The 7620-nt window shown below is 65.9% G+C and carries 8 protein-coding genes and 2 pseudogenes; 6 read left to right on the top strand and 4 right to left on the bottom strand.

All coding sequences use genetic code 11. The features are described 5' to 3' along the window. Positions 1 to 312: hypothetical protein (locus tag HKK72_RS40255; RefSeq protein ID WP_222721445.1), on the top strand; the 312-nt coding region annotated here is incomplete at its 5' end. Positions 313 to 849: 537 nt separating this feature from the next. Continuing rightward, positions 850 to 1416: a hypothetical protein gene (locus tag HKK72_RS33165; protein ID WP_187238373.1), complete on the top strand. Its 567-nt coding sequence runs from the start codon at positions 850 to 852 to the stop codon at positions 1414 to 1416. Between the two features lie 108 nt (positions 1417 to 1524). Here HKK72_RS33165 and HKK72_RS33160 read toward each other — a convergent pair. Both HKK72_RS33160 and HKK72_RS33155 read right to left on the bottom strand, forming a co-directional pair. After that, positions 1525 to 1728 (bottom strand): annotated as a pseudogene (locus HKK72_RS33160) (integrase core domain-containing protein); the annotation flags it as partial. A gap of 16 nt (positions 1729 to 1744) precedes the next feature. Then, positions 1745 to 2818: an IS110 family transposase gene (locus HKK72_RS33155; RefSeq protein ID WP_222721444.1), complete on the bottom strand. Its 1074-nt coding sequence runs from the start codon at positions 2816 to 2818 to the stop codon at positions 1745 to 1747. 137 nt (positions 2819 to 2955) lie between these two features. Here HKK72_RS33155 and HKK72_RS42970 point away from each other — a divergent pair, with 137 nt between their 5' ends. After that, entirely contained in the window at positions 2956 to 3213 is a 258-nt protein-coding gene (locus HKK72_RS42970) for an IS3 family transposase (protein ID WP_187238371.1), read from the top strand. A gap of 71 nt (positions 3214 to 3284) precedes the next feature. Here the strand turns inward: HKK72_RS42970 and HKK72_RS33145 are convergent, their stop codons facing one another. Together HKK72_RS33145 and HKK72_RS33140 are read right to left on the bottom strand one after the other, a co-directional pair. Then, positions 3285 to 3575 carry a transposase gene (locus tag HKK72_RS33145; protein WP_187238370.1) on the bottom strand — a complete coding sequence of 97 codons (291 nt, stop codon included), beginning with the start codon at positions 3573 to 3575 and terminating at the stop codon, positions 3285 to 3287. Positions 3576 to 3800: 225 nt separating this feature from the next. After that, complete coding sequence (locus HKK72_RS33140; RefSeq protein WP_187238369.1) at positions 3801 to 4277, bottom strand: MerR family transcriptional regulator; 477 nt, start codon at positions 4275 to 4277, stop codon at positions 3801 to 3803. 25 nt (positions 4278 to 4302) lie between these two features. Between HKK72_RS33140 and HKK72_RS33135 the strand changes: the two genes are divergently transcribed. The 3 genes and pseudogenes from HKK72_RS33135 to HKK72_RS33125 all read left to right on the top strand — a co-directional run bounded on the left by HKK72_RS33135 (position 4303) and on the right by HKK72_RS33125 (position 7388). Further along, the gene (locus HKK72_RS33135; RefSeq protein WP_261987437.1) at positions 4303 to 5142 is read left to right on the top strand and encodes an SDR family NAD(P)-dependent oxidoreductase; all 840 of its coding nucleotides are present in this window, start codon (positions 4303 to 4305) and stop codon (positions 5140 to 5142) included. 223 nt (positions 5143 to 5365) lie between these two features. Next, positions 5366 to 6864, top strand: a pseudogene (gene istA / locus HKK72_RS33130) (IS21 family transposase). Next, a complete protein-coding gene (locus HKK72_RS33125; protein WP_187238368.1) occupies positions 6861 to 7388 on the top strand; it encodes an ATP-binding protein in 528 nt (175 codons plus the stop codon). Before istA ends, HKK72_RS33125 begins: the two are co-directional and overlap by 4 nt. Positions 7389 to 7620: the final 232 nt, after the last annotated feature.

The raw sequence follows: 7620 nt of genomic DNA, 5'->3' as shown, positions 1-7620 counted from the left end.
TGTGTCCGGATCGAGTCACCCGACGGCACTCGCCTGGCCTCGGTCGGTGACCACACAGTACGTATCTGGGCTACCGCCAGCGGCGAGATCGAGACAACGGTCCGGTTCTACGCGGACCCGAATGACAGCAGGAACCCGATGGACTGCTGCTGGCTGCCGAATGGGCGGACTCTGGCCGTGACCAGTAAACAGGGCCTGCACTTGTTCGACCTGACGAATACGCCATCCGACCTGATCGACCCGGACCCGTATCGGGTAGATCGCAGTCTGAGATCCACCTGCTCCGCACCGACAACAAAGGGGTCCCAGTAGCCTCGGAGAAATCGCCTCTGAACGCTGTCCGTTTTGGAGACCCCTCAACGAGACAGTTGAAGCCGCCGTTTCGCGAGAGCGCGACCTGTGGGAATGCTGCCTTATATAGGTAGTCCGCGAAAGTGTCCGGTGATGGGAGGCCAAACGGTACGCTCCCCGGGGTGGGAGAACTGATCGGCTACGCCAGATGCTCGACCGTCCTGCAAGATCCAAGAACGGCCTGGACGCCGCTGGCCGCCGCGGCCGGGTCGGCGGCCCGCCGACCCGTGGTCGACGACGACAAACGCGCCGCGATCCTGCCCCGCTGCCAGCGCGGAGAATATCCGCACCATCGCCGCCGAAGTCAAAGTCTCCGTCGGCGTCGTCCACAAAACCCTGGCCGAAGCCCAGCGAGAGACTCAGCGGAACCAGGTCAAATAGCGAGACGGAGGCATCATGAGCCAGACCTTCGACCCCGCCATTGTGGAGGCGCTGGAGTCCGCAGCCGGGTACGGTCTGCCGATCGAGGACGCCGAGTGGTGAAAGATCCACGAGCTGGTGATCCAGCATGCGCGTGACCTGACCGGCATCGAAAGATGCGCCAGGCTTACGATGCTCCACCTGCTCGGTTGCGACGCCGTCGACATTAAGGCGATCTCGCGGCTCACGTCCTTGGACAGCCTGGTGATCAACGACAGCGGGCTGACGTCGCTGGACGGCATGGATGACCTGCCGCTGATCCAGTTCAACATCAACCGGAACCTGGTCACCGACCTAACCCCGCTGCTCGGCCTGCGGAACGTGCAGAACCTCGACACCATCGGCAACCCGCTGACCGTCGAGTCGTACGAAGAGGTCCTGCCCGAGCTGCGCGGCCGCGGGATGTACATCACAGCCTCGGAACGGAGCGAGTGGGAGCTGACCCTCCGCATGCAGGCGGCGGGCCTGCCGTTCATCTGTTACCACAACCACGATGCCCTCCGGCTCGCTAGCCCCGGGTTTCGGCTCACCGAACGTCCCAACTTCGGCCACTCCGCGGTGACTGAGGACGAGTTGCGGGAGGCGCTGGACGAGGATCCTCAGCGCGTCTACCAGCTCTTCGAGCGGAAAGACCAGCTGTGGTAACTCAAGTAGGTCGCTGGGGGCGCTCAGGTGACCGGTCACGGCGGTCGCGCGACGGTGGGCTGACCAGGGATTGAGCTTCCCCCTGTAGCACGGGCACCTGCGGTGTGGTCACACGGTCGTGTCTGAGGGCTGGTAGAGCCCTTCGAGCGTGGCGGGGCTGCGCATTCCGATGCCGGAATGGCGTCTGTATTGATTGTACCAGCATTCAATCCATTCGAAGACCGCGTTGGCGAGTTCCTCGCGGGTTTTCCATGTCCGGGTGTCGAGCAGTTCGAGTTGCATCGTTCCCCAGAATGACTCCACCATGGCGTTGATGCTCCTATGTTTGTCAAGCGGCGCTCGTCTGGATCCCCATATTTCTATTCCTCGTCAGAAGATGGTATATTTCTCGGGCGATAAATCGTTTAAGGCAGCGCATGATTTCAGCTTTTGATTTTCCTTCAGCTGTTCGGCGGACGACGTATTCGATGGTCGGTTCGTGGAATCTCATGCGGATGAGCGCGATCCGGTGGAGGGCAGCATTGGCCTGCCGATGTCCGCCTCGGTAGAGGCGATGCCGGTTGGTCTTGCCGGATGAGGCAGGGATCGGGCAGACGCCGCAGAGTTTGGCGAAAACGGCCTCTCCTTGAATGCGCTCGGGGTTGTCGCCGGCGACGATGAGCAGCTCGGCGGCCGAGTCGGAGCCGATCCCGAAGACGCTGGTGAGCTCGGGTGCTGCACGTTCGGTGAGGGTCTGCAGGATGCGCTCGTGAATGTCGATCTCCTGACTGAGGCTCCGGTGCCGGCGAGCCAGGGTTCGCAGGGTGTAGCGGGCCGCATCAGCTGGCGTTTCCATCGCCTCATGGGGCAATTCCGCACAGTATTCAAGGAGTTTGCGGTCCGACAGTAGATCGAGTTCTTCACGCAGTTCGGCAGGCGCGTTGACCATGGTGGTCTTCAGCGCGATCATCGCCTGCGAGCGGGACTTCACCGCAGTGTCCTTAGCGATTTTGATCTGCCGAATCATCTCCACACAACCGTCACCGGACTTGGGGACGGCAGCCGCGGTTCCAGCCGGCACTGCCCGCGCAGCGTTCTCAGCATCCAGGGCGTCGTTTTTTCCTCGCAAGTGGCGTTGCTGCCGATTAGGCCGAACGACCTCGACAACGCGGTGGCCACGTCGCCGCAGGTGAGAGGCCAGACCCGCACCGTAGGACCCGGTGCCCTCGATCCCGAACACGGCTTTATCACCCAGCGACAACGCCCACTGCTCAAGCTGCTGGTAGCCATCGGTGTTGACCGTGACCGTGGTCTCGGCCAGACGGCCGCCGATCTCGTTCAACGCGACACCGACGTGGGCGTACTTGTGGGTGTCGACTCCGACGGTGATGCGCTCGAGGTGAGCGTGAGAGATGCTGGTCAACGACTGCCTGTCCTTCCAGGGGCGGCGTGGTCAGCGCGGCCGGGCGGGCGGACAAGACTGTGATGGGACCTGCTGTGATCAAGCTCCTATGAGGTCACTGCTCGCTCGGCGCGCGCCTTCAGGGGGCGCGCCGCCTGGTGACCGGCCGACAGATCAACGCCAAGGCACTCGGCGGGCCGCCGACCGAACTCCGCAATAAAGAGCTGACGAAGATGATCCGCGCAATCCATACCGAGTCCCGCGGCAGTTACGGGTCACCGCGTGTCCACGCCGAACTGACGTTGGGTCTGGGTGAGAAGATCAACCGCAAGCGGGTCGAACGGCTCATGCGCGAAGCCGGCCTGCAAGGCATCTACCTCAGGCCGGCCGAGCCAGTCATAATATCCCGACGTTGAAACGTTCAGTACTCGGCAGGCCACCGCGACCGGGACACCGTCGACGGCGAGTTCACGGACCAGCGAGTAGGTTACTTTGGGAGGACATTCTCCCGGGCGAAGTAAGCCGCCGCCCGCTTGAGAATGTCATTCTCCATCTCAAGCTGCTTATTACGGCGCCGCAGCTCCGCCAACTCCTTCTTCTCCCCGCTCGTCAGCCGCTCTCCACCGCCTTTCTCATCGGCGTCGGCCTGATTCATCCAGTTCTGCAGGCACGACCGACTGACTCCCAGATCCTTCGCGAGCTGGAGCAGGGGTTTGTCGCCCTGACGCGCCAGCTCGACCGCGCGGCGCCGGAACTCCGGAGGGTGAGGTGCAGGCATGCGGAACATCCTTCCTGATGATCACCGGTGACCTCAGGCCAAGTGTCCGGAGAACAGGGGGAAGCTCACGCCTAGGTCGGCTTGGTGCAATCAACGCCGGGACGCCTGCGCGGCTGTCGGCTGGACTACCTGACGTGGGCCCCTGTCGCGGCGACTGCGCGATTGGTGTTGGCGCGCTGGAAGGTTGCGCCGCGGTAGCGATCACGTCACCATCAGCGGCTCGCGTTATGTGGCGGCTGCTCTGCGCCCTGCTTGGGCTGATCCGGGATGGTGAGCGGTCGGCGAGGTGTTGTTCGCGGCCGCCGCGAGTGCTTCGGCGTGTGCTCGGAGGATGCGGTGGTGCACGGGGCAATCGTCGAGGTGGTCGTGCCGGCAGTCGAGGGCGTGCCGCAGCGCTTTTTGCGCCTGCTGGATCTGCTGGACGCGGTCGTCAAGTTCGCGCAGTTTCGCTGAGGCCACGGCTCGCCAGTTTGGTGCGGTCCGGCCGCTCGGACCGACGAGGGCCGCGATCTCCGACAGCGTGAAACCGGCCTGTTTGAGCAGGTCGATGAGCGCGACCTGCTCGACGGCGTCCTCGTCGTAGATGCGTTTGCCACCCGCGCGCTTGGTGGCGCGGAGCAGGCCTTTGCGCTCATAGAAGCGCAGAGCGGACGACGCCAGCCCGGTGCGGGCCTGTAGTTCGGATATCGACAGCTCACTCATTGACTTGAACCATAGTTCAACCTGGATGCTTGCTGACGTGAAGATTTCGAACCATGCAGCCCAGCAGCGGGTGGAGGACATTGCGATGACACCGTCGGGTAAAACGCGCATCGCCGTGGTGACCGGAGCGGGCCGTGGGATCGGGCTGGCGATCGTGCGCGCATTGGCCGCCGACGGGTTCGCGGTCGTCGCCGGCAGCCGCACGGTCACCGATGCACTGCAGGAAGCGACACCGGATGCGCTCAAGGTCGACCTGGCCACCCCCGGCGGGCCCGGCCACCTCGTGCGGTACGCCCTCGAGCGGCACGGCGGCATCGATCTGCTGGTCAACAATGTCGCCGGCACCTCGATACCCGCCGGTGGATTCCTCGAACTCGACGACGATGCCTGGCGTCACACGTTCGATCTGACGTTCATGTCGGCCGTGCGCGCGGCGCGGGCGGCGCTGCCAAGTCTCCTGGACCGCCGCGGCGCGGTCGTCAACATCAGTTCAGTCAACGCCCGGCTGCCGCAACCGCGCTTGGTCGCCCAGTCAGCAGCCAAGGCCGCGCTGTCGAACCTCGGCAAAGCACTGGCCGAGGAATTCGGTGGCCGCGGCCTGCGGGTGAACACGATCTCTCCCGGCCCGGTCTGGACGGACGTGTGGACGTCCCCGGGCGGACCCGGCGACTTGCTCGCCCAGCGCGCGGGCGTTGCGCGGGAGAACTTCACCGATCAGCTTCCGACGGTCGTCGGCCTGTCAACCGGCAGGTTCGCCGACCCGCAGGAGGTCGCGGCGCTCGTGGTGTTCCTCGCCTCTGGCCGAGTAGCCAACATGAGCGGCTCGGATCTCGTGATCGACGGCGGGATGCTCAAGACGGTCTGAGCGCCGCTACGCGGACGCCACCTGGCACTCTGTCGCCTTCTCCCGCTGCAGGAGTGTCCGTGGCCGTGTAAAAGTCTCCGCAGGTGGCCGGGTTGAGGTCCCCGCTGGTGGCCAGTTGAAAGTCCCCATCTCTCGTAGGACGTGTCGTTGGGGGAGTGTGAGCCCCGGGCGGTGATCGTGACGGTGTCTGCCAGTCACCGATCACCGCCCGGGGGGCCTCCCAGTGAAATCTGCGAGGGAGATCATGGATGTCGTCGCTGCCTACCAGCAGGTGGGCACCTATCGTGGGGCCGCTGAGATGTGCGGGACCACGCATAAGACGGTCAAGCGCATCATCGAACGGCAGGAGGCCGGCGGCAAGGCGCCGGACCGCAGGCCTCGTGGCCACAACTACGATGTGGTCGCTGAGTTGGTCGCCGAGAGGGTGAAGGGCACCCGCGGGAAGATCTCGGCGAAGCGGCTGCTGCCGGTGGCGCGGACGGCCGGATACTCGGGGTCGGCGCGTAACTTCCGGCGGTTGGTCGCTGAGGTGAGGAGGAACTGGCGGCGGGACAACCATCGAGGCCGGCGTCCGGCGGTGTGGACGCCGGGTGAGATCTTGGCGATCGATTGGGGCAGCGTGGGGGCGCTGCATGTCTTCTGTGCGGTGTTGGCCTGGTCGCGGGTCCGGTTCGTGCGGTTCGCCGACAACGTGGGGCCGAGACGACCCTGTCGATGCTGGCCGAGTGTTTTGAGGAGCTCGGCGGTGTCCCGAGGGTGGTGCTGGCGGACCGGATGGGCTGCCTGAAGGGCGGCGTGGTCGCCAACAAGGTGGTGCCGACCGCGGACTACGTCCGTTTCGCCACGTTCTATGGGTTCGGTCCGGACTGGTGCGAGGCCGCCGACCCCGAATCGAAGGGGATCGTGGAGAACCTGGTCGGTTACGCCAAGCGGGACCTGGTCGTTCGGCAGGCCCCGTTCGATGACCTGACGGCGGCCAACGCCGCAGCCCGGCAGTGGTGCCATGAGGTCAACACGGTGCCGCACTCGGAGATCTGCGCTGTGCCGGCCGAACGTCTGGAGGCCGAGCGGGAGCTGCTGTCGGCCCTGCCGTCACTGCGTCCGGTCATCGGCAAGGCCGCTGCCACCCGGAAGGTCGACCGGTTGTCGTGTGTGCGGTTCGGGTCGGCCCGCTACTCGGTGCCCACCCGCCTGATCGGGTGCAGGGTTGCGGTGGTCGAGACCGGCGGCAAGGTGCGGATCGTGGACACCACCGTCGGCGAGTTCGTCGCCGAGCATGTTCCGGTGCCTCCCGGCGAGGCGTCCGTGCTCGATGAGCACTACGGCGGGCCCAGGCCCGCACCGCGGCGGGCAGTGCGCCCCAAGACCGAGGTGGAGAAGGCGTTCGTGGCGCTCGGGCCGGTCGCTGAGGCGTTCCTGACCGCCTCGGCGGCCTCGGGCAACACCCGCCTGGCCGCCGACCTGGACGAGCTGGCCGCTCTGCGCGCCGCCCACGGCGATGACGTCCTGATCACCGCCCTGAAGCGGGCGGTGGAGTTCCGCCGGTGGCGAGCCGCCGACGTCCGCTCCATCCTCGCCGCCGGGGTCGGCATCCCACAGCCCCGCCCGGCCGGGGACGCCCTGGTCCTGGAGCTGCCGACGGTGCCGACCAGGCCGCTGTCGGCCTACGCCATCGACACCACCGGCCAAGCTCCGGCCGAGACGGCGGGTGAGGTGTCATGACCGCGACCGCGATCCCGGCGCTGGCCGCCGACCTGGATGCCGGACTGCGGCGGCTCAAGCTCGCCGCGATGCGCCGCCTGGCCCCCGAGCTGCTGGTCACCGCCAAGACCCAGCGGTGGAAGCCCGAGGAGTTCCTGCGCACACTCCAGGCCGGGCACAAAGTCCGCTACTTCACCGCCGCCGACCTGGTCGAAACGCTCTACCGGGGCCTGGCCGACAACTCCGTCGGCCGCGTCATCGAGACGATCCTGCGCGCCGAACTGGTCATCGTCGACGAGGTCGGATTCGCGCCGCTGGACGACACCGGAGCCCAACTGCTGTTCCGATTCGCCGCCGCCTACGAACGACGCTCCCTGGGCATCGGCTCGCACTGGCCCTTCGACCAATGGGGCCGATTCCTGCCCGAGCACACCACCGCCGTCAGCCTGCTCGACCGGCTCCTGCACCACAGCATCGTCGTGGTCACCGAAGGAGAGTCGTTCCGCATCCCTCCCTGCCAGACTGGTGTGACATGGGACGATTGAGTCCTTGGATGCATGAGTAGGGCGAGAACGGGATTTTCTTCATAGTGACGTTGAGCATGACGGACATGGCCATCACCACGGGGGATGATGACCTGATGGCCTCCACCACGTCCTCCGACCCCAGTGCGTCCGGGCCGGACCGCCCCAAGCGGCGGACGTTCACCGCCGAGTACAAGCTGGCGATCCTGGAGGAGTACGAGCATGCCGCCAGCGCGGCTGAGCGGGGCGCATT

The sequence above is a fragment of the Actinomadura sp. HBU206391 genome (genome assembly GCF_014323665.1).
Taxonomy (GTDB): Bacteria; Actinomycetota; Actinomycetes; order Streptosporangiales; family Streptosporangiaceae; genus Actinomadura_C.
Note: the sequence above shows the minus strand (reverse complement) of the source record. Positions and strands in the feature narration are given on the sequence as shown.